At 64.2% G+C, this 20,835-nt stretch carries 22 protein-coding genes; 4 read left to right on the top strand and 18 right to left on the bottom strand.

Features of this window, described 5'->3' with window-relative positions; all coding sequences use genetic code 11:
- The first annotated feature begins 17 nt into the window (after positions 1-17).
- From DFR40_RS11925 to DFR40_RS11935, 3 genes are read left to right on the top strand one after another with little or no spacing between them, the layout of a single operon-like run.
- Entirely contained in the window at positions 18-434 is a 417-nt protein-coding gene (locus tag DFR40_RS11925; protein WP_121458727.1) for a gamma-butyrobetaine hydroxylase family protein, read from the top strand.
- A gap of 5 nt (positions 435-439) precedes the next feature.
- Positions 440-1,177: a bifunctional demethylmenaquinone methyltransferase/2-methoxy-6-polyprenyl-1,4-benzoquinol methylase UbiE gene (gene ubiE / locus DFR40_RS11930; RefSeq protein ID WP_121458728.1), complete on the top strand. Its 738-nt coding sequence runs from the start codon at positions 440-442 to the stop codon at positions 1,175-1,177.
- Positions 1,178-1,186: 9 nt separating this feature from the next.
- The gene (locus DFR40_RS11935) at positions 1,187-1,759 is read left to right on the top strand and encodes a ubiquinone biosynthesis accessory factor UbiJ (RefSeq protein WP_121458729.1); all 573 of its coding nucleotides are present in this window, start codon (positions 1,187-1,189) and stop codon (positions 1,757-1,759) included.
- A 61-nt stretch (positions 1,760-1,820) separates the two neighbouring features.
- Here the strand turns inward: DFR40_RS11935 and DFR40_RS11940 are convergent, their stop codons facing one another.
- From DFR40_RS11940 to mnmG, 13 genes are all read right to left on the bottom strand, one after another.
- Positions 1,821-2,246, bottom strand: coding sequence for a F0F1 ATP synthase subunit epsilon (locus tag DFR40_RS11940; protein WP_173580128.1), 426 nt, complete (start codon positions 2,244-2,246; stop codon positions 1,821-1,823).
- Between the two features lie 25 nt (positions 2,247-2,271).
- Complete coding sequence (gene atpD / locus DFR40_RS11945; protein WP_121458731.1) at positions 2,272-3,675, bottom strand: F0F1 ATP synthase subunit beta; 1,404 nt, start codon at positions 3,673-3,675, stop codon at positions 2,272-2,274.
- Between the two features lie 37 nt (positions 3,676-3,712).
- Positions 3,713-4,576, bottom strand: coding sequence for a F0F1 ATP synthase subunit gamma (gene atpG, locus DFR40_RS11950; protein WP_121458732.1), 864 nt, complete (start codon positions 4,574-4,576; stop codon positions 3,713-3,715).
- Between the two features lie 15 nt (positions 4,577-4,591).
- Positions 4,592-6,130 carry a F0F1 ATP synthase subunit alpha gene (atpA, locus tag DFR40_RS11955; protein WP_121458733.1) on the bottom strand — a complete coding sequence of 513 codons (1,539 nt, stop codon included), beginning with the start codon at positions 6,128-6,130 and terminating at the stop codon, positions 4,592-4,594.
- A gap of 9 nt (positions 6,131-6,139) precedes the next feature.
- Positions 6,140-6,673 carry a F0F1 ATP synthase subunit delta gene (locus tag DFR40_RS11960; protein WP_121458734.1) on the bottom strand — a complete coding sequence of 178 codons (534 nt, stop codon included), beginning with the start codon at positions 6,671-6,673 and terminating at the stop codon, positions 6,140-6,142.
- Positions 6,674-6,678: 5 nt separating this feature from the next.
- Positions 6,679-7,149: a F0F1 ATP synthase subunit B gene (locus DFR40_RS11965; RefSeq protein WP_121458735.1), complete on the bottom strand. Its 471-nt coding sequence runs from the start codon at positions 7,147-7,149 to the stop codon at positions 6,679-6,681.
- 41 nt (positions 7,150-7,190) lie between these two features.
- Positions 7,191-7,439 carry a F0F1 ATP synthase subunit C gene (atpE, locus tag DFR40_RS11970; protein ID WP_028993802.1) on the bottom strand — a complete coding sequence of 83 codons (249 nt, stop codon included), beginning with the start codon at positions 7,437-7,439 and terminating at the stop codon, positions 7,191-7,193.
- Positions 7,440-7,518: 79 nt separating this feature from the next.
- A complete protein-coding gene (atpB, locus tag DFR40_RS11975; protein WP_121458854.1) occupies positions 7,519-8,346 on the bottom strand; it encodes a F0F1 ATP synthase subunit A in 828 nt (275 codons plus the stop codon).
- A gap of 2 nt (positions 8,347-8,348) precedes the next feature.
- Positions 8,349-8,687 carry an ATP synthase subunit I gene (locus DFR40_RS11980; RefSeq protein WP_121458736.1) on the bottom strand — a complete coding sequence of 113 codons (339 nt, stop codon included), beginning with the start codon at positions 8,685-8,687 and terminating at the stop codon, positions 8,349-8,351.
- 116 nt (positions 8,688-8,803) lie between these two features.
- Positions 8,804-9,655: a ParB/RepB/Spo0J family partition protein gene (locus DFR40_RS11985; RefSeq protein ID WP_121458737.1), complete on the bottom strand. Its 852-nt coding sequence runs from the start codon at positions 9,653-9,655 to the stop codon at positions 8,804-8,806.
- Positions 9,652-10,413 carry a ParA family protein gene (locus DFR40_RS11990; RefSeq protein WP_121458738.1) on the bottom strand — a complete coding sequence of 254 codons (762 nt, stop codon included), beginning with the start codon at positions 10,411-10,413 and terminating at the stop codon, positions 9,652-9,654. Before DFR40_RS11990 ends, DFR40_RS11985 begins: the two co-directional genes overlap by 4 nt.
- On the bottom strand, positions 10,410-11,027 hold the full coding sequence (gene rsmG, locus DFR40_RS11995) for a 16S rRNA (guanine(527)-N(7))-methyltransferase RsmG (RefSeq protein WP_121458739.1): 618 nt from the start codon (positions 11,025-11,027) through the stop codon (positions 10,410-10,412). Before rsmG ends, DFR40_RS11990 begins: the two co-directional genes overlap by 4 nt.
- Positions 11,024-12,922, bottom strand: coding sequence for a tRNA uridine-5-carboxymethylaminomethyl(34) synthesis enzyme MnmG (mnmG, locus tag DFR40_RS12000; RefSeq protein WP_121458740.1), 1,899 nt, complete (start codon positions 12,920-12,922; stop codon positions 11,024-11,026). The genes rsmG and mnmG overlap by 4 nt, the downstream gene beginning before the upstream one ends.
- Positions 12,923-13,062: 140 nt before the next feature.
- Here mnmG and DFR40_RS12005 point away from each other — a divergent pair, with 140 nt between their 5' ends.
- Complete coding sequence (locus DFR40_RS12005; RefSeq protein WP_121458741.1) at positions 13,063-14,775, top strand: response regulator; 1,713 nt, start codon at positions 13,063-13,065, stop codon at positions 14,773-14,775.
- A 12-nt stretch (positions 14,776-14,787) separates the two neighbouring features.
- Here the strand turns inward: DFR40_RS12005 and DFR40_RS12010 are convergent, their stop codons facing one another.
- From DFR40_RS12010 to DFR40_RS12030, 5 genes are all read right to left on the bottom strand, one after another.
- Positions 14,788-15,549, bottom strand: a complete 762-nt coding sequence (locus DFR40_RS12010; RefSeq protein WP_425453951.1) for an ABC transporter ATP-binding protein — start codon at positions 15,547-15,549, stop codon at positions 14,788-14,790.
- Between the two features lie 2 nt (positions 15,550-15,551).
- On the bottom strand, positions 15,552-17,312 hold the full coding sequence (locus DFR40_RS12015; protein ID WP_121458743.1) for a branched-chain amino acid ABC transporter ATP-binding protein/permease: 1,761 nt from the start codon (positions 17,310-17,312) through the stop codon (positions 15,552-15,554).
- Positions 17,309-18,349 (bottom strand): branched-chain amino acid ABC transporter permease, encoded by a 1,041-nt coding sequence (locus tag DFR40_RS12020; RefSeq protein WP_121458744.1) that lies wholly within the window; start codon positions 18,347-18,349, stop codon positions 17,309-17,311. The genes DFR40_RS12015 and DFR40_RS12020 overlap by 4 nt, the downstream gene beginning before the upstream one ends.
- 94 nt (positions 18,350-18,443) lie before the next feature.
- Entirely contained in the window at positions 18,444-19,583 is a 1,140-nt protein-coding gene (locus tag DFR40_RS12025) for an ABC transporter substrate-binding protein (protein WP_121458745.1), read from the bottom strand.
- Positions 19,584-19,669: 86 nt separating this feature from the next.
- Positions 19,670-20,809, bottom strand: coding sequence for an ABC transporter substrate-binding protein (locus DFR40_RS12030; protein WP_121458746.1), 1,140 nt, complete (start codon positions 20,807-20,809; stop codon positions 19,670-19,672).
- Positions 20,810-20,835 lie beyond the last annotated feature (26 nt).

The raw sequence follows: 20,835 nt of genomic DNA on the forward strand, positions 1-20,835 counted from the left end.
TGGCGTGGAGAAACGTAATGGCCGGCATGGAAAAAGATACCCCGATACCGGAAGCGATCCGCTTGCATACGCAAAGCCGGGTGCTTGAACTGGTTTATGGCGAGACCTCGTATCGCCTGGATTTCGAATATTTGCGGGTGTTCACCCCGTCGGCCGAAGCACGCGGCCATGGTCCGGGTCAGGAAACCCTGCAGGTCGGAAAACGTAACGTCGAACTGCTGGCCATCGAGCCGGTCGGGACCTACGCGCTGAAGCTGGTGTTTTCGGACGGCCACGACAGCGGCTTGTACACCTGGGACCTGCTGCACAACCTGGCCGTGCATCACGACGAGTTGTGGGCCGAATACCTGCGCCTGCTCGAAGCCCGCGGCGCTTCCCGCGACATCGACGACACGCCGCGAGCAGCGGGTCCTTCCTGCAGTCACCATCACTGATGCCCATGAACAAAGAAACCACCCATTTCGGTTACGAGACTGTCGCCGAGCAGGAAAAGGCACGCCGCGTCCGCGGTGTCTTCGATTCTGTTGCCAGCCGTTACGACCTGATGAACGACCTGATGTCGGGCGGCATGCATCGCCTGTGGAAGGCGTTCACGATCCAGCGCAGCGGCGTCCGCGAAGGTTCGCGCGTACTCGATGTGGCCGGCGGTACCGGCGACCTGTCGCTGGCGTTCGCCAAGCGTGTCGGCAAGACCGGCCAGGTCTGGCTGACCGACATCAACAACGCGATGCTGGCGCGTGGCCGGGATCGCCTTGCCGATAAAGGCCATCTGTTGCCGGTCGCCCAGTGCGATGCCGAGAAGCTGCCTTTTCCCGACGACTGGTTCGACTGCGTGACCGTTGCCTTCGGCCTGCGCAACATGACCCACAAGGAGGCCGCACTGGCCGAGATGCGGCGCGTGCTGCGCCCAGGCGGCCGTCTGCTGGTACTCGAGTTCTCGCAGGTCTGGAAGCCGCTGGCGCCGGCCTACGACTTCTACTCGTTCCAGGTCATCCCGCGCATCGGTCAGTTGATCACGCGCGATGCCGACAGCTATCGCTACCTGTCCGAATCGATCCGCGTGCATCCCGACCAGGAAACCTTGAAGAGCATGATGGAAGGCGTCGGCCTCGAAAAGGTCGAGTATTTCAACATGGCGCTTGGCGTCGTCGCCCTGCATCGCGGTTTCAAGTTCTGATTCCGGCGGATGACCGTGCTCGCAAGCCTGCTGATCAAGCCGCTCAATCATCTGGTTGCCGATGCCCCCTGGGCTGGCGAGCGACTGCGGCGGCATGCCGGCGCGCACCTGTTGATCGCTGCCGGCGGCTGGCGAGTGAATTTGCTGGTCGGTGGTGACGGTTTGTTCCATCCGGCAAGCGCCGGGGTGGCCGATGTCGAAATCGCCCTGCCGGATGATTTTCTGGCAAAAATGCTGGTCGACCGTCAAAGTCTGATGGCGTCGGCTCGCCTGAGCGGTTCGGCCGAGATCGCCGAGACCCTCGCCTTCGTTTTCCGCAATCTGCGCTGGGACGCCGAAGGCGACCTGGCCCGGCTGGTCGGCGACATTCCCGCCCGCCGGCTGGCGCTGGCCGGGCAGGCACTGTTCGCTTCCGGGCGAGCCGCCGGTGACCATCTGGTCGGCACGCTTGGCGCTTGCGCCAGCGACCTTTCCGGGCCGCTGGCGGCAGCAGCCGAGATCGCTGCCTTCAGTGACGAAGTCGGTGCGCTGGATGCGCAGCTGCAGCGTCTGGAGAGGCGTCTCGGACGACTTGGCAGCTGAGCCGGACAAGACAAGAAAAAAGGCAGCCGAGGCTGCCTTTTTTTGACTGGGCGGAAAGCGCTCAGTGGGTGTGCTTGCGCAGACGCTGGATGGCCTGCAGCTGGGCGATGGCTTCGGCCAGCTCGGCTTCCGCCGCGGCGTAATCCATCTCTGCCTGGCGGTTGGCCAGTGCTTCCTCGGCGTGCTTCTTGGCTTCCAGTGCCTTGGCCTCATCGAGGTCATGGGCACGAATCGCGGTATCCGCCAACACGGTGATCATGTTGGGTTGGACTTCCAGCATGCCGCCGGAGACATACACCAGTTCGAACTCGCTCTGGTCCGGCACCTTCAGACGAATGGTGCCGGGCTTGATGCGGGTCAACAGCGGGGTATGTTGCGGCAGGATGCCGAGTTCCCCGGCTTCGCCAGGGAACACTGCGATTTCCACCAGGCCGGAGAAAATCGATTCTTCGGCACTGACGACATCACAATGAACGGTCATAACCATTACTGGCTCCTATGCTGAGGCCGCATTACTGCAGCGTCTTCGCCTTTTCGACAGCTTCTTCGATGCCGCCGACCATGTAGAAGGCCTGTTCCGGCAGGTGATCGTACTCGCCGCTGACGATGCCCTTGAAGCCCTTGATCGTTTCCTTGAGCGGAACGAACTTGCCCGGGGAACCGGTGAAGACTTCGGCAACGTGGAAGGGCTGCGACAGGAAGCGCTGGATCTTGCGGGCGCGGCTGACGGCCAGCTTGTCTTCCGGCGACAGTTCGTCCATACCCAGAATCGCGATGATGTCACGCAGTTCCTTGTAGCGCTGCAGCGTCATCTGCACGGCACGGGCGACACCGTAGTGCTCTTCGCCGACGATCTGCGGATCGAGCTGGCGGGAGGTGGAGTCGAGCGGATCGACGGCCGGGTAGATACCCAGCGAGGCGATGTCACGCGACAGCACGACCGTGGAGTCCAAGTGCAGGAAGGTGGTGGCCGGCGACGGGTCGGTCAAGTCATCGGCAGGCACGTAGACGGCCTGGATGGAGGTGATCGAGCCAACCTTGGTCGAGGTGATACGCTCTTGCAGACGACCCATTTCTTCAGCCAGCGTCGGCTGGTAGCCCACCGCGGAAGGCATACGGCCGAGCAGTGCGGACACTTCGGTACCGGCCAGGGTGTAGCGGTAGATGTTGTCGACGAAGAACAGGATGTCACGACCGTCGTCACGGAAACGCTCGGCCATGGTCAGGCCGGTCAGCGCAACGCGCAGACGGTTGCCCGGGGGTTCGTTCATCTGACCGAACACCATCGCGACCTTGTCGAGAACGTTGGAGTCCTTCATTTCATGATAGAAGTCGTTACCTTCGCGGGTACGCTCACCAACACCGGCAAACACGGACAGACCCGAGTGTTGCTTGGCGATGTTGTTGATCAGCTCCATCATGTTGACGGTCTTGCCGACGCCGGCGCCGCCGAACAGGCCGACCTTGCCGCCCTTGGCGAACGGGCAGATCAGGTCGATAACCTTGATGCCGGTTTCGAGCAGATCGACCGACGACGACAGTTCGTCGAACTTCGGTGCAGCCTGGTGGATCTCGCGCAGCTCGTTGCTGTCGATCGGGCCGGCTTCGTCGATCGGACGGCCGAGGACGTCCATGATGCGACCCAGCGTGCCCATGCCGACCGGCACGGAAATGCCGGCGCCGCTGTTGTTAACCTTCATGCCGCGGCGCAGGCCGTCGGATGAACCCATGGCGATGGTACGGACGACGCCGTCACCCAGTTGCTGCTGCACTTCGAAGGTCAGGCCGGCTTCAACCATGCCGTTTTCTTCGGAGGCGTCGAGCTTGAGTGCGTCGTAGACCTTCGGCATCGCGTCGCGCGGGAAGTGGATGTCCACAACTGCGCCGATACACTGAACGATGGAACCTTGACTCATATTCAAATCCCCAATAATTAAAAGCTTCGCGCTTGCGTCAGACTGCGGCGGCGCCGCTGACGATTTCCGAGAGTTCCTTGGTAATCGCGGCCTGACGGGCCTTGTTATAGACCAGCTTCAATTCACCGATGACGTTCTTGGCGTTATCGGAAGCAGACTTCATGGCGACCATCCGGGCTGACTGCTCGGAGGCCATGTTTTCAGCCACGGCCTGGTAAATCAAAGCTTCGACATAGCGGATCAACAGATCGTCGATAACTGGCTGGGCTTCCGGCTCGTAGACATAGTCCCAGCCCGGCTGATGATCGGTCTTGACGACGTCGTCAGCCAGCGGGAGCAGTTTTTCGAAAACCGGTTCCTGCTTCATCGTGTTGATGAAGCGGGTGTAGCCGATGTACAGCGCGTCGATTTCGCCCTTCATGTAGGCGTCGAGCTGAACCTTGAGCGGGCCGATCAACTTTTCCAGGTGCGGGGTATCGCCCAGCGCGACTGCGTGCGAAACGACCTTCGCGCCGGCGCGTTGCATGAAACCCAGACCCTTGTTACCGATGCAGGTCGCCTGGAAATTGATCTTCTGGCTGTCGAGTTCCTTCATCTTGCCGAGAACCAGGCGCAGGATGTTGGAATTGAGACCGCCGCAAAGACCCTTGTCGGAGGTGACCAGAACGATACCGATCGCCTTCTGCTCGCGCTTGTCGAGGAAGGGGTGCTTGTACTCGGTCAGCGCATGCGACAGGTTGCTGGCCACGCGCCGGATCTTCTCGCCGTAGGGACGGGCAGCCCGCATCCGGTCCTGCGCCTTGCGCATTTTGGATGCGGCCACCATCTCCATGGCCTTGGTGATCTTGCGCGTGTTTTCTACGCTCTTGATCTTGTTGCGAATTTCCTTGCCGCTAGGCATGGCGTTCTCCTAAGATCAGGCCCAGGTGCTCTTGAAAGCCTGGATGCCGGCAGCCAGTGCCTTTTCGGTATCACCGCTCAGATCGGCCGACGATTCCATGGTGTTCATGACTTCGCCGTGGTTCGACTTGAGGTAGCTGATCATGGCCTTTTCGCATTCGAGTGCGCGCTTGACTTCGACATCGTCGAAGTAGCCCTTGTCGGCTGCGTACAGCGTGACGGCCATTTCGGAGATGCTCATCGGCGCGTACTGCGGCTGCTTCATCAGTTCGGTGACCAGACGACCGCGCTCGAGCTGCTTGCGGGTGGCTTCGTCGAGATCGGAGGCGAACTGGGCGAAGGCCGCGAGTTCGCGGTACTGGGCCAGGGCCAGACGGACACCGCCGCCGAGCTTCTTGATCAGCTTGGTCTGGGCAGCGCCACCGACGCGCGACACCGAGATACCGGCGTTGATCGCAGGGCGGATACCGGCGTTGAACAGGTCGGTTTCCAGGAAGATCTGGCCGTCGGTGATCGAGATCACGTTGGTCGGAACGAAGGCGGAAACGTCACCGGCTTGCGTTTCGATGACCGGCAGCGCGGTCAGCGAACCGCTCTTGCCCGTCACGGCGCCGTTGGTGAACTTCTCGACCCATTCCTCGGAGACGCGGGCTGCGCGTTCCAGCAGGCGGGAGTGGAGATAGAAGACGTCGCCCGGGTAGGCTTCACGGCCCGGCGGACGGCGCAGCAGCAGGGAAACCTGACGGTAGCCCCAGGCTTGCTTGGTCAGATCGTCATAAACGATCAGCGCATCCTGGCCACGGTCGCGGAAGTACTCGCCCATCGTGCAGCCGGCGTACGGAGCCAGGTACTGCAGTGCAGCGGATTCCGAAGCGGAAGCGGCGACGACGATGGTGTATTCCATGGCGCCATGCTCTTCGAGCTTGCGCACGACGTTGGCGATGGTGGAAGCCTTCTGGCCGACGGCAACATAGACACAGAAGAGGTTCTTGCCCTTCTGGTTGATGATCGCATCGACGGCGACGGCGGTCTTGCCGGTCTGGCGGTCGCCGATGATCAGTTCGCGCTGGCCACGGCCAACCGGAACCATCGAGTCGACGCACTTCAGGCCGGTCTGCACCGGCTGCGAAACCGACTTACGCCAGATGACGCCCGGGGCAACCTTTTCCAGCTTGTCGGTTTCCTTGGCGTTGATCGGGCCCTTGCCGTCGATCGGCTGACCGAGGGTATTGACCACGCGACCGAGGAGTTCCGGACCGACTGGCACTTCCAGAATGCGACCGGTCGTCTTGACGACGTCGCCTTCGGAGATGTGGTTGTATTCGCCCAGGATAACGGCGCCGACGGAGTCGCGCTCGAGGTTGAGAGCCATGCCGATGGTGTTGCCGGGGAACTCCAGCATTTCGCCTTGCATGACGTCCTGCAAGCCATGCACGCGGCAGATACCGTCGGTGACGGAAACCACGGTGCCCTGCGTGCGCACTTCCGATGCGCCTTGCAGGTTCTGGATCTTGCTCTTGATCAGTTCAGAAATTTCGGAAGGATTCAACTGCATGAAAATCTCCTAGTTGTTCAGTGCCACGGCCATCGCGTCGAGTTTGCCGCGGACTGAAGCATCCAGCATCTGGTCACCGACGGTGACCCGCACACCACCGATCAGGCTCGGGTCGACTTCGACGCGGGCGGTCAGGCGGGTTCCGAAACGGGGTTCCAGTTGCTGCATCAGGGCAGCGATCTGGGCGTCGTCAATCGGGAATGCGGAGTACACCACCGCCTCCTGGACCCCTTCTTCCTGGCTACGGGCCAGATCGAAAAGCCGGGAAACCTCCGGCAGGAGTGCGAGACGCCGGTTTTCTGCGAGGGTACGAACGAAATTGGCGAGAATCGGGTCGCTGTCGTCGGACAGCGAAATGAACAATTCTGCAATCTGTTCAGCGGAGAGCCGGGGATTGCCCATGACCTGAGCCATGTCCCCGTCCTGGGCGATCAGCGCCAGCCGTTGCAGGCGCTGCGACCAGATGCCCTGTGCCCCGCTTTCCTTGGCCAGCTTGAAAGCGGCGTCGGCGTAGGGGCGAGCGATGGTGACGGATTCAGCCATAAGCTTTACAGATCCTGTTTGATCGTGGCCAGAATGTCGGAATGAGCCTGGGCGTTGATCTCGCGGCGCAGAATCTGCTCGGCGCCGGTGACCACCAGGGCAGCGACCTGCTCGCGCAGCTGTTCCTTGGCACGGACCGCTTCCTGTTCGATTTCGGCCTTGGCACCAGCGACGATGCGGTCGGCTTCGGCCTTGGCGTTCGCCTTGGCTTCCTCGATCAGTTGGGCGCCGCGCTTTTCAGCGTTGGCGATCAGTTCGGCAGCCTTTTCCTTGCCTTCACGGAGGGCTTCCGTGGAACGCTTGGTGGCCAGTTCGAGATCCTGCTTGCCGCGCTCGGCGGCAGCCAGACCATCCGCGATCTTCTTCGCACGCTCGTCGAGCGCCTTCACAATGGGGGGCCACACGAATTGCATCGTGAACCACGCCAGAATGAAGAACACAACGAGCTGTGCAAACAACGTTGCGTTCAGATTCACGGTTCTAGTCCTCTTCTAAAGGGTTGATCGAAGAGGATCGATTAAACCAGTTGGAACGGGTTGGCGAAGGCGAACATCATGGCGATACCGACACCGATCAGGAAGGCGGCATCGATCAGACCGGCCAGCAGGAACATCTTGGTCTGCAGGGCGTTCATCAGCTCCGGCTGGCGGGCCGAGGCTTCAATGTATTTGCCGCCCATCAGGCCGATACCGATACAGGCACCGATAGCGCCCAGACCAATGATCAGGCCGGCAGCCAGAGCAACAAAACCGAGAACGTGTTCCATGACAACTCCTTGCTAAGTTTAAGTAATGAAAAGGTAAGGCTAAAACAGGGTTACTACAGTGAAATCTGCTGGGTGATGCTTAGTGTGCTTCGTGGGCCTGACCGACGTACACCAGGGTCAGCATCATGAAGATGAAGGCCTGCAGCGTGATGATCAGGATGTGGAAGATGGCCCAGATCGAACCGGCGATGACGTGGCCGACGAAACCGAAGACGGTGGCGGTGCCGCCGAGCAGCGCGATCAGCATGAACACCAGTTCGCCGGCGTACATGTTGCCGAACAGTCGCATGCCGTGGGAGACGGTCTTGGCAACGAATTCGATCATCTGCATGATGAAGTTGACCGGGTAGAGCAGCGGGTGGCTGCCGAACGGCGCGGTGAACAATTCGTGCACCCAGCCGCCGATGCCCTTGATCTTGATGTTGTAGTAGATGCAGACGAGCAGCACGCCGAGCGACATGCCGAGGGCGGCATTGAGGTCGGCGGTGGCGACCACGCGCTGGTAGTGGATGCCGAACATTTCGCCGATCTTCGGCAGCACGTCGACCGGCAGCAGGTCCATCGCGTTCATGAAGAAGATCCAGACGAAGACCGTCAGGGCCAGCGGGGCGACGAACTTGCGCGACTCGGCGCTGTGGATGATGCCCTTGGCCTGTTCGGAAACCATCTCGACGAGGATTTCGACGGCGGCCTGGAAGCGGCCGGGGACACCGGAGGTCGACTTGCGGGCGGCGAGCCAGAGCACGAAGACCGTGGCCAGGCCGAGCAGGATCGAGTAGAACATCGTGTCGATGTTGATCACGGACCAGTCGATCACGGATTTCTGGGCGTGACCGGTGGAATTCAGGTGGGTCAAGTGGTGGACGATGTACTCGCCAGATGTCGGTGCTGCGCTACCTGCGGCCATGTTCATTTCTTCCAAAAGGCTAAAAAACCTGCATGCAAGACAATCGCCAGGCCGATCAGCAAGCTCGGCCAGTGCATCGCGGGGTAACCCTTGATGGCGATTGCCAGAATCCCGATGGTGGCGGCAATCTTGAGGAACTCACCGATGAAGAAGCTGGCCGCGTAGGATGCCCCCGGGCGGTCTTTCAACATCGTCAGCCGGACGGCAAAGAACAGGTTGGGAAGAATTGCCGCCAATGCCGCAAACCCGACCGATACAAGCCCCCGAATTCCTACGATTGCACCGGCCAGGATCGCTGTTATCAGCGCTGCACCAAGTTGCAGGTAAATCGCTTTCAACATGGTGTTTGCAATCCTTGTCCGGCTGTGCCACACAGACCTAAATGATACAAGAGTTCAAAAATTACCGTCAATGAAAATTAAGGGTTTACCGCAATGCAGCAATCGCCGGAAACCGCTTAGCGAAGCCGTCCGAGGATACCCTCGAGTTGTTCGAGGTCACCGAATTCGATGGTGATCTTGCCGGCCCCCTTCTTGTTGCTGCGGATGGCGACAGTGGCACCGACGGCGTCGGAAATTTCTTCCTGCAGGCGCAGCAGGTCGCGGTCGACCGGTGGCGTTGCGCCCTGCTTCGGCGGATTGACGATCTGCTGGACGAGGCGTTCGGCTTCACGCACCGACAGGCCTTTCTGGACGATGCGCTGGGCCACCGCGACCTGCTGGGCGCCCGGCAGCGGCAGCAGGGCACGGGCGTGGCCCATGTCGAGCTTGCCGGTCATCAGCAGTTCCTGCACCGGCGCCGCCAGCTGCAGCAGGCGGAGCAGGTTGGAGGCGGCCGGACGCGAGCGGCCGACGGCGTCGGCGGCTTGCTGGTGGGTCAGGCCGAATTCGTCGATCAGGCGCTGCAGGCCCTGGGCTTCCTCGAGCGGATTGAGGTTTTCGCGCTGGATGTTCTCGATCAGCGCCATCGCCAGCGCCTGTTCGTCGGGGATGCCGCGCACCAGCACCGGCACTTCGGCGAGGCCGGCCAGTTGCGAGGCGCGCCAGCGGCGTTCGCCGGCGACGATCTCGTAGCGCTCGGCGCCCGGCGTCTTGTCGACGGCGCGCACCAGGATCGGCTGCATCACGCCCTGGGCCTTGATCGAGGCCGCCAGCTCGGCCAGCGAGTCCTGGTCCATCTGGGTGCGCGGCTGGTATTTCCCGGGTTTCAGCCGGTCGACCGGGAGATTGCGCAGTTCGTCGTCGGCCTTGGCATCGCTGCCGGCGAGCAGCGCGTCCAGACCGCGTCCCAACCCCTTGAATTTGCTCATTTGGCGGTCCTTTCAAGAATTTCCTGGGCGAGCGCGCTGTAGGCCTGCGCGCCCTTCGAGTTTTTGTCAAAAGCGATGACCGGCTTGCCGTACGACGGCGCTTCGGCCAGGCGCACGTTGCGCGGCACGATGGTCTTGTAGACCTTGTCGCCGAAGTGGCTTTCGAGCTCGTTCGAAACCTGCTGGGTGAGCGTGCTCTGGCCGTTGTACATGGTTCGCAGCAGGCCTTCGACCTCGAGCCGAGAATTCAGGTGGTGACGTACCTTGCGCAGTGTTTCGACGAGGTCGGACAGGCCTTCGAGCGCGTAGTACTCGCATTGCATCGGGATCAGCACCGAATCGGCGGCAACCAGCGCGTTGACCGTCAGCATGTTGAGTGCCGGCGGGCAGTCGATGAGGACGAAGTCGTATTCGTCGTGGTTCTGCTGCAAGGCGTTCTTGAGCCGGTATTCGCGCTGTTCGAGTTCGATCAGCTCGACCTCGGCGCCGGCCAGTTCGCGGTTGGCGGGCAGGATGTCGAAAGCGAAGTCGGTCTTGATGCAGACCTCGGTCAGTGTCGCGGCACCGATCAGCAACTGGTAGACGGTCGGCAGCGCTTCCTTCTTGGTGATGCCGGCGCCGGTCGTCGCGTTGCCTTGCGGGTCCATGTCGATCAGCAGCACGCGCTGACCTTCGGCACCGAGCGAGGCGGCGAGGTTGACGGCGGTGGTCGTCTTGCCGACGCCGCCCTTCTGGTTGGTGATGGCGAGTACTTTCATTGGCCCGCTTTCAGGATGATCAGATGTCTTTCGGCGTCCAGTCCGGGTACGGACAAGGGAACGATGCGGTCGACGACGATGTCGGCCGGCAGGGCGGCGATCTCGTCATCGGGGCGGACGCCCTTCATGGCCAGCCAGCGGCCGCCGGGGGCCAGCAGGTGGCGGGTGAGTTCGATGAAGAGCTTGAGTTCGGCGAAGGCGCGCGAACTGATCTGCGCGTACTGGCCGGTCATTTCCTCGACTCGGGCATGGTCGACCGCAACATTCTTCAAGCCGAGCTGGATCGCCGCCTGTTGCAGGAAGGTCGCCTTCTTCTGCACGGTGTCGACCATGCGCACCGCCAGTTGCGGCCGGGCGATGGCCAGCGGGATGCCGGGCAGGCCGCCGCCGGAGCCGACGTCGAGCAAGGCGCCATCGCCGACATGCGGGAGGATCGCCAGCGAATCGAGCAGGTGGTGCGAGATGGCTTGTTCCGGATCGCGCAGCGCGGTCAGGTTGTAGGTCTTGTTCCACTTGAGCAGCAGGTCGCGGAAGGCGAGCAGCTGCTGCTGGGTGGTGTCGGGCAGGTCGAGGCCGAGTTCGGCGAGACCGCTGGCGAGGGTGATCGAGCTCATGCGGCGTGCGACAGCTTGAGGCGCTTCAGGTGGATCAGCAGCAGCGAGATCGCTGCCGGTGTCAGGCCCTGGATGCGCGAGGCCTGACCGATGGTCTGCGGCTTGTGCTGGTTGAGCTTCTGCTTGACCTCGTTGGACAGGCCGGCGACGGTCGCATAGTCGAGATCGGCCGGCAGGGCCGTGTTTTCGTAGCTGGCCGATTTGGCGACTTCCTCGGCCTGGCGGTCGATGTAGCCCTGGTACTTGGCGGAAATCTCGAGCTGTTCGACGACGGCGTCGTCGATGTCCGGTGCGGCTTGCGGTTCACCGTTGATGGCGAGCGAAATCAGCTCGCGCCAGGCGACTTCCGGACGGCGCAGCAGCTCGAACAGGTTGTATTCGTGCTCGACGGCCTTGCCGAGCACGCGCTGGCAATCCTCGGTGGTGACGATCTTCGGATTGATCCAGGTCGTCTTCAGTCGCTCCTGTTCGGCGGCGATCGCATCGCGTTTGCGGCAGAAGGCATCCCAGCGCACGTCGTCGACCAGGCCGAGGGCGCGGCCCTGCTCGGTCAGGCGCAGGTCGGCGTTGTCCTCGCGCAGGGAGAGACGGTACTCGGCGCGGCTGGTGAACATCCGGTAGGGATCCGAAACGCCGCGCGTGATCAGGTCGTCCACCAGCACGCCGAGGTAGGCCTCGTTGCGCTTCGGGCACCAGTCGTCGCGGCCCTTGACGTAATTCACCGCGTTGATGCCGGCGAGCAGGCCCTGTGCCGCGGCTTCCTCGTAGCCGGTGGTGCCGTTGATCTGGCCGGCGAAGAAGAGGCCGCGGATCGCCTTGGTTTCCAGCGTGTCCTTGAGGCCGCGCGGATCGTAGAAATCGTATTCGATGGCGTAGCCGGGGCGCAGGATGTGCACGTTTTCCATGCCGCGGATCGAACGCACCAGCGCCAGCTGGATGTCGAAGGGCAGGCTGGTGGACACGCCGTTCGGGTAGATTTCGTGCGTGGTCAGGCCTTCCGGTTCGAGGAAGACGTTGTGCTGGTTCTTGTCGGCGAAGCGGTGGATCTTGTCCTCGATCGACGGGCAGTAGCGCGGCCCGACGCCTTCGATGACGCCGGTGTACATCGGCGAGCGGTCGAGCCCGCTGCGGATGATGTCGTGCGTCTTCTCGTTGGTCTCGGTGATCCAGCACGGCAGTTGCTTCGGGTGCTGCGCGGCGTTGCCGAGGAAGGAAAACACCGGCAGCGGATCGTCCGAGTGCTGCTCCTCCATCACCGAGAAGTCGATGGTCTTGCCGTCCAGGCGTGGTGGCGTGCCGGTCTTCAGGCGGCCCTGCGGCAGATTGAGTTCCTTGAGGCGCGCCGCCAGGGAAACTGACGGCGGATCGCCCATGCGCCCGCCGGTGTAGTTCTCCAGCCCGACGTGAATCTTGCCGTTGAGGAAGGTGCCAGCGGTCAACACCACGGATTCGGCCAAAAAGCGGATGCCGAGCTGGGTGACGGCGCCGCACACCTTGTCGCCTTCGACGATCAGGTCGTCGCAGGCCTGCGCAAAGATGGTCAGGTTGGGCTGGTTTTCCAGGCGCGTGCGGATCGCCTGCTTGTACAGCACGCGGTCGGCCTGGGCGCGCGTGGCGCGTACGGCCGGACCCTTGGAGGCGTTCAGGATGCGGAACTGGATGCCGGCCTCGTCGGTGGCTGCGGCCATGGCGCCACCCAGCGCATCGACCTCGCGCACCAGATGGCCCTTGCCGATGCCGCCGATCGACGGGTTGCAGCTCATCGCCCCGAGCGTGTCGAGGTTGTGCGTCAGCAGCAGCGTGTTCGCACCGGCCCGCGCCGCGGCGAGCGCGGCTTCGGTGCCGGCGTGGCCGCCGCCGACGACGATGACATCGAATCGGGTGGGATAGAGCATGGGAACGGGAATGTTGCGGCGCAGTAAGGACCGGCGATTTTACGTCAGGTTGCTGAAAAATCACAGGTTTAGCCGGGTTGACCGTGAGCGTTCCGGGGCTTTCCTTGCTCCGCATGACGTTCTCCAGTAATTTGCCGGAAATGAACACACAAACGGCCAACAGCCCGGCGGCACTGGACAACGAGGAGATGCTCCTGGTCCTGCACCAGTCCCTGACCAAGAAGCGCGTCCTGATCGTCGACCGGCACTCGCCGGCCCGCGATTCGCTGCGCCTGATGCTCGGCGCGCTCGGGGTCACCGCGGTGCATGGCGCCGGCAGTTCGGCCGAGGTGATCCGTCAGGTCAAGGGCAACCGTTTCGACATCATCCTTTCCGATTTCGTCCTCGACGACGGCCGCGACGGCCAGCAACTGCTCGAGGAACTGCGCCACGCCCACCTGATCGCGCTCGGCACCGTGTACATGATCATCACCAGCGAGCGCAGCTACACCAATGTCGTCGCGCTCGCCGAACTGGCGCCGGACGATTACCTGATCAAGCCGTTCACTTCCGAACAACTGCAGGCCCGGCTGGTCCGCGCGATCTACAAGAAGCACGTGCTGCGCAAGATCTACGAGCAGATCGAACGCGGTGCGCTGCAGGAAGCGATCGCCGCCTGCGACCGGGTCATCCAGCAGCAGCCGGTGTACCAGTACGACGCGCTGCGCTTCAAGGGCGAGCTGCTGCACCAGCTTGGGCGCACCGCCGAAGCCGAGGTGGTGTACCGGCGGGTGCTCGAGGGCCGGGTCGTGCCCTGGGCGAAGATGGGGCTGGCGACCGCGTTGCGCGACCGCAATGCGCTCGAGGAGGCCGAGCAGCTGGCCGACCAGGTCATCCAGGAAGCGCCGGAGTTCCTCTCCGCCTACGATTTCCTGGCCTCCGTGCACGAGGCCCAGGGAAAGCTCAAGGAGGCCCAGCAGGTCTTGCAGCGGGCTGCCGACGCCTCGCCGCACAACACGCTGCGCCAGCGCCTGGTTGGCGACGTCGCCGCCCGCAACAAGGACCTGCTTGCCGCCGAGCGCGCCTATGGCAAGGTCATCGCGCGCAACAAGGGCTCGAGCCTGCGCACCGTGGACGACTACGCCAACCTGTCGCGGGTGCTGATCGAGCGCGGCGATGTCGACGCCTCGCGCAAGATCAGCGCCGAGATGAAGCGCGAGTGGCGCGGCGACAAGCAGGCCGAACTGGCGGCGCTGGTGGCCGAAAGCCTCTGCCTCGATCTCGAGGGCGCTGGCGACAAGGCGCAGGCGATCGTCGCGCAGGCGATCGCGCTGCAGCAGCAGGTCGATGCCGAGGCCGCCGAGAAAGGCCGTCATGTCTCGCAGCGCCTCAGCGTCGATCTCGCCCACGCCTGCTATGCCACCGGCCATGCCGAGGCGGCACAGCAGATCATGCGTCAGGTGGCCGCCGAGAACAACGAGGACCCGCACCTGCTCGACCACATCACCAGCGTCTTCGAGAAGACCGGCCAGCCGGATGCCGGCCGGGCGCTGCTCGACCAGGTCAGCAAGCAGATCGTCGACCTCAACAACAAGGGCGTCATCGCCGCCCGCAACGGCGACCTCGAGGGTTCGGTCGAGCTCCTGATCCAGGCCGTCGAGCAGGTGCCCAACCTGCAGTTCCTGGTCAACGCGGCGAAGGCGATCTTCTCGCTGCTCGAGCGCAAGGGCTGGGACAACGAACTGGCGGCGCGCGGCCTCGACTACCTGCAGCGCGCCCAGCGCAAGGACCGCAAGAGCCCGAAGGTGGCCTCGGCCCGCGAGCTCTATGTCGCGGTCGCGCGCAAGCACGGGATCGATATCGATCCCGGCTGACGCAGACCCGGCCTAGCGGGTCTTGTGGCCGAGGCCGAGATAGGCCTCGATGACGCGCGGATCGGCGGCCAGTTCGGCGCTCGGGCCGGACAGCGAGACTTCGCCGGTTTCCAGGACGTAGCCGTAGTCGGCGATCTGCAGCGCGGCGCGGGCGTTCTGCTCGACGAGCAGGATGGCGACGCCGGTCTGCTTGAGCTCGGCGATGATGCGGAAGATTTCCTTGATGATCAGCGGCGCCAGGCCGAGGCTGGGTTCGTCGAGCATCAAGAGCTTGGGCTTGGCCATCAGGGCGCGGCCCATCGCCAGCATCTGGCGTTCGCCGCCGGACAGCGTGCCGGCCAGCTGGGCACGGCGTTCCTCGAGGCGCGGGAAGAGCTCGAAGACCTCGTCCATGGTTTCCATCTGGTCGCGGTGGCCGCTGCGGTAGCGATCGAAGGCGCCAAGCAGCAGGTTGTCCTCGACGCTCATCTCGGCGAACAGCTCGCGCTTTTCCGGGACCAGCGTCATGCCCTGGCGGACCAGGGTTTCGACTTCGCGCTCGCGGCCCTGGGCGTGGCCCATGTAGACGATCTCGCCGGTGGCCGGCAAGAGGCCCATCAGCGAGGCGAGCAGCGTCGTCTTGCCGGCGCCGTTGGGGCCGATCACGGTGACGATCTCGCCGCGGCGGATGGTCAGGTCGACGTCGTGCAGCGCCTCGACCTTACCGTAGGCGACGCGCAGGTTCTTCACCTCGAGGATGACCTCGTGGTCGTGCAGGTGCGGATGCTTGCTCATGCTCATTCGACTCCACCGAGATAGGCTTCGAGCACCTTGGGGTCGCGCTGGACCGCTTCCGGTTCGCCCTCGGCGAGTTTCTCGCCGAATTCCATGACCACGACACGGTCGGCCAGGCCCATCACGAAATCCATGTCGTGCTCGACCAGCAGGATGCCCATGCCCTCGCCGCGCAGCTTGCGCAGGAGCTCGGCGAGCGCCTGCTTTTCCTGGTAGCGCAGGCCGGCCGCCGGCTCGTCGAGGAGCAGCAGGCAGGGATCGGAAGCGAGCGCGCGGGCGATTTCGACGATGCGCTGCTGGCCGAGCGCCAGGCTGCCGGCGGCGTCGAACATGTGTTCCTTGAGGCCGACGCGTTCGATCTGCTTGGCGGCTTCGGCGAGCAGGCGGTTTTCCTCGCCGCGGTCGAGGCGCAGGGCCGCCGCCAGCACGCCCTTGCTGCCGCGCAGGTGGGCGCCGATGGCGACGTTTTCGAGTACCGACATCTGACCGAGCAGGCGCACGTGCTGGAAGGTCCGGCTCATGCCGCGGCGGGCGATGTCGCGCGAGCGCAGTTTTGCGGTCGACTCGCCGAGGAAGGCGATTTTGCCCTCGCTGGCCGGGTTGACCGCGGAAATGCAGTTGAACATCGTGCTCTTGCCGGCGCCGTTCGGGCCGATCAGTGCCATCACCTCGCCAGCCTGCACCGACAGCGACATGTTGTTGTTGGCGACCAGGCCGCCGAAGCGCTTGGTCACGCCCTCGGCGGTCAGCAGCACGCTGCCGGCCGCAGCCGGGCTACGCCTGGGCAGTGCCTCGGCATCGACCAGCCGGCGCTGGCGGGCACTTGCCGGCAACAGGCGGAGCAGCACCGGCCACAGGCCGTCGCGCGCCTTCTGCAGCACCAGCACCATCGCGATGCCGAAGACGATGACCTCGAAGTTGCCGCTCTGGCCGAGGATGTGCGGCAGCCAGTCCTGCAGCCACTGCTTGAGGACGGTGATCAGGCCGGCGCCGAGGACAGCGCCCCAGACGTGGCCGATGCCGCCGACAACGGCCATGAACAGGTATTCGATGCCCATGTTGATGCCGAACGGCGTCGGACTGACGAAGCGCTGCAGGTGGGCGTAGAGCCAGCCGGAGAGGCAGGCCAGCAAGGCCGCGATGAGGAAGATGACGATCTTGGTGCGCGGCGTGTTCACCCCCATCGCCTCGGCCATCACGCCGCCGCCCTTGAGCGCGCGGATGGCGCGGCCCTGGCGCGAATCGAGCAGGTTGCGCACGCCGAGGATGGCGAGCAGGACGACCAGCCAGATCAGGTAGAAGAACTCGTCGCCCGACTTCAGCTCCCAGCCGAGCAGCGACACCGTCGGGATGCCGGTGATGCCGGTGTGGCCGCCGAGGAATTCGACGTTGCCGAACAGGAAATAGAGGCTGATGCCCCAGGCGATGGTGCCCAGCGGCAGGTAGTGGCCCCCCATGCGCAGCGTGATGAAGCCGAGCAGGAAGGCGACGGCGCCGGTCAGCGCCAGGCCGATCAGCAGCGTCGCCCAGGGCGAGTAGCCGAACTGGGTGGTCAGCCAGGCGGTGGTGTAGGCGCCGAGGCCGACGAAGGCCGCCTGGCCGAACGAGGTCAGGCCGCCGACGCCGGTGAGCAGCACCAGGCCGATGGCGACGATGGCGTAGAGGCCGATGTAGTTGAGCAGGGTGATGTGGAACTCGGGCAGCCATTGCGGCCCGGCGGCGAGCAGCGCGACGAAGGCGGCGAGCGGGAGATGGCGGATCATTCCTCTTCCTCCTCGACGTGGCGGGAGGTCAGCGAGCGCCACAGCAGCACCGGGATGATCAGCGTGAACACGATGACTTCCTTGAAGGCGCTGGCGTAGAACGACGAGAAGGACTCGAGCAGGCCGACCAGGATGGCGCCGAGCGCCGCCACCGGATACGAGGCGAGGCCGCCGATGATGGCGCCGACGAAGCCCTTGAGGCCGATCAGGAAGCCGGAGTCGTAGTAGATCGTGGTGATCGGCGCGATCAGGATGCCGGAGAAGACGCCGATCGCGGCCGCCAGCGTCAGGCACAGCTTGCCGGCCAGGGCCGGCGGGATGCCCATCAGGCGGGCGCCGGTGCGGTTCATCGCGGTGGCGCGCAGCGCCTTGCCGTAGATGGTGCGCTCGAAGAAGAAGTAGAGACCGATGATCAGCGCCGCCGAGGCGACCACGACCAGCACGGTCTGCCCTTGCAGCGGGGCGCCGGCCAGCTCGAAGCTGATCTCGGTGAACGGCGGCGTGCGCGACCCCTCGGCGCCGAAGAAGAGCAGGCCCAGCCCGATCATCGCCACGTGCACGGCGACCGAGACGATCAGCAGCACCAGCACCGGAGCGCTGGCCAGCGGCTGGAAGGCGAGGCGGTAGATCATCGGGCCGAGCGGCACCACCACCAGCATGGTGATCGTCACCTGCAGCCACAGCGGCAGGTCGCCGGCCGGCAGCGCGAACAGACCGGCGGCGGCGAGCAGCGGCAGGCCGACGTTGAAGATCAGCAACGGCGGCAGCTTGGCGTAGCGCTTCTCGCGCAGCAGGCGGAAACCGTCGAGCACGGCGATGGTGGCGCCGAGCGCCACCAGCAGCCAGATCGTGCCCGGGACCTTGCCGGCCTGCAGCGCCGCCAGGGTCAGCGCGCCGTAGGCGACGAACTCGCCCTGCGGGATGAAGATGACGCGGGTGACGGCAAAGACCAGCACCAGCGCGAGGGCGAGCAGGGCGTAGATGGCACCGTTGGTGATGCCGTCCTGGCCGAGAAGGAGAAGAATCTGTAGGTCCATGGCTGGGCGTGCTTGCCGGGCGGGGAGTTCAAAAAACGCGACGCCGGCCGTGCATGACACGGCCGGCGCGGTCAGGAGCCAGCGTCTGGCCGGTTTACTTGACCAGCTTCCAGGTGTTGTTCTCGATCACCGCCATGACCCGGGCGCGCTGGTCGAAGCCCTGATGGTCGTTGGCCGACATGTTGAAGATGCCGTGGGCGGCCGGCAGATCCTTGCTTGCCTCGATCGCGTCGCGCAGCGCGCGGCGGAATTCGACGGTACCCGGCTTGGCTTTCTTCAGCGCCACCGGGATGGCGTTGCCGAGCAGCACGCCGGCGTCCCAGGCGTGGCCGCCGAACGACGAGACGCTACCCTTGCCGTGCGCGGCTTCGTACTTGCCGACATATTCCAGGGCCGACTTGCGCACCGGGTTGTCGGCCGGCAACTGGGCGGCGACGACCATCGGGCCGACCGGCAGGAAGGCGCCTTCGACATCCTTGCCGCCGACGCGCAGGAAGTCGTTGTTGGCGACGCCGTGGGTCTGGTAGATCAGGCCCTTGAAGCCCTTCTCCTTGAGCGACTTCTGCGGCAGCACGGCCGGCGTGCCGGCACCGCCGACGAGCACGGCATCCGGCTTGGCGGCGATGATCTTGAGGATCTGGCCGGTCACCGAGGTGTCGTTGCGCTGGTAGCGCTCGCTGGCGACGATCTTCAGCTTGCGGGCTTCGGCGATCTTGGCGAACTCCTTGAACCAGCCCTCGCCGTAGGCATCGGCAAAGCCGATGAAGGCGACCGTCCGGACGTTCTTGTCGGTCATGTGCTGGACGATGGCGGTGGCCATGTGCGCGTCGTTCTGCGCCGTCTTGAAGACCCACTTGCGCTTGGCGTCCATCGGTTCGACGACGATCGCCGAGCCGGCCATGGAAATCAGCGGCGTTTCATTGTCGACCGCGACATCCATCATCGCCAGCGAGTTCGGCGTGGTGGTCGAGCCGATGACGACGTCGACCTTGTTCTCGGCGATCAGCTTCTTGATGTTCTTGGTCGCGGCGGTCGGGTCGGTGGCATCGTCAAGGACGATGTAGTTGACCTTTTCGCCGCCGATGCTGGCCGGCAGGAGCGCGATGGTGTTCTTTTCCGGGATGCCGAGCGAGGCGGCCGGGCCGGTGGCGGAGACCGAGACGCCGACGTTGATGTCGGCGAAGGCGGTGGCGGAGAATGCGGCGAGAACAGCCAGGGCCAGCTTTTTGGACATGTTGTGCTCCAGGGGTGGGTGTCGAAAGAGAAAAATATTAACACGGCCGGCCGCGGACGCCTTCCGCGCCGGCCGTCGGAGAGGATTCAGCGCGCCAGTTGCCAGGCGCCGTCGCGGATCGTGACCATGACCCGGGCGCGCTGGTCGAAGCCGAGGTGGTCGTTGGCGCTCATGTTGAAGACGCCGTGTGCGCCCGGCAGGCTGCGCGTCGCCTCGAGCGCGTCGCGCAGCCCGGCGCGGAATTCGCGGCTGCCCGGGGCGCCTTTCCTGAGTGCCAGCGGGATGGCCTGGCCGAGCAGGACGCCGGCGTCCCAGGCATAGCCGCCGAAGGCATTGACGCTGCCCTTGCCATGCACTGCCTCGTAGCGCGCGACGTAGTCGCCGGCGGTCTGGCGGACCGGGTTGTCGGCCGGCAGCTGGGCAGCGACCAGGACCGGGCCGCTGGGCAGCAGCGTGCCTTCGCAGTCCTTGCCGCAGATGCGCAGGAAGTCGTTGTTGGCGACGCCGTGGGTCTGGTAGATCGTCCCCTTGTAGCCCTTTTCCTTGAGCGACTTCTGCGGCAGTGCCGCCGGCGTGCCGGCGCCGCCGATCAGGATGGCGTCGGGCCTGGCGGCGAGAACCTTGAGCACCTGGCCGGTGACGCTGGTGTCGGTGCGGTTGAAGCGTTCGTTGGCGACGACCTTGAGCTTGCGTACCTCGGCCAGCTTCGAGAATTCGTTCCACCAGCCTTCGCCGTAGGCGTCGGCAAAGCCGATGTAGGCCACCGTCTTCACGTTGTTGCTGGTCATGTGCTCGATGATCGCCGTCGCCATCTGGGCGTCGTTCTGCGGCGTCTTGAAGACCCAGCGGCGCTTCTCGTCCATCGGTTCGACGATGCGCGCCGAGGCCGCGAGCGCGATCATCGGTGTCTCGCTCTCGGCGGCAACGTCGATCATCGCCAGTGCGTTCGGCGTCGTCGTCGAGCCGATCACGACGTCGACCTTGTTCTCGCTGATCAGCTTTCTGGTGTTCTTGACCGCCGTCGTCGTGTCGGAGGCGTCGTCGAGGACGATGTAGTTGACCTTCTGGCCGGCGATGCTTCTCGGCAGCAGGTCGATGGTGTTCTTTTCCGGAATGCCGAGCGAGGCGGCCGGACCGGTGGCCGACAGCGTGACGCCGACGTTGATGTCGGCCTGCGCCGTCGCGGCGATGGCCGAAAGCAGCGCGATCATTGTTTTTTTGCGCATTTTGTCTCCCTTTGGTGAATCGATTT

This window comes from Azonexus fungiphilus (genome assembly GCF_003634965.1).
Lineage (GTDB): Bacteria > Pseudomonadota > Gammaproteobacteria > Burkholderiales > Rhodocyclaceae > Azonexus > Azonexus fungiphilus.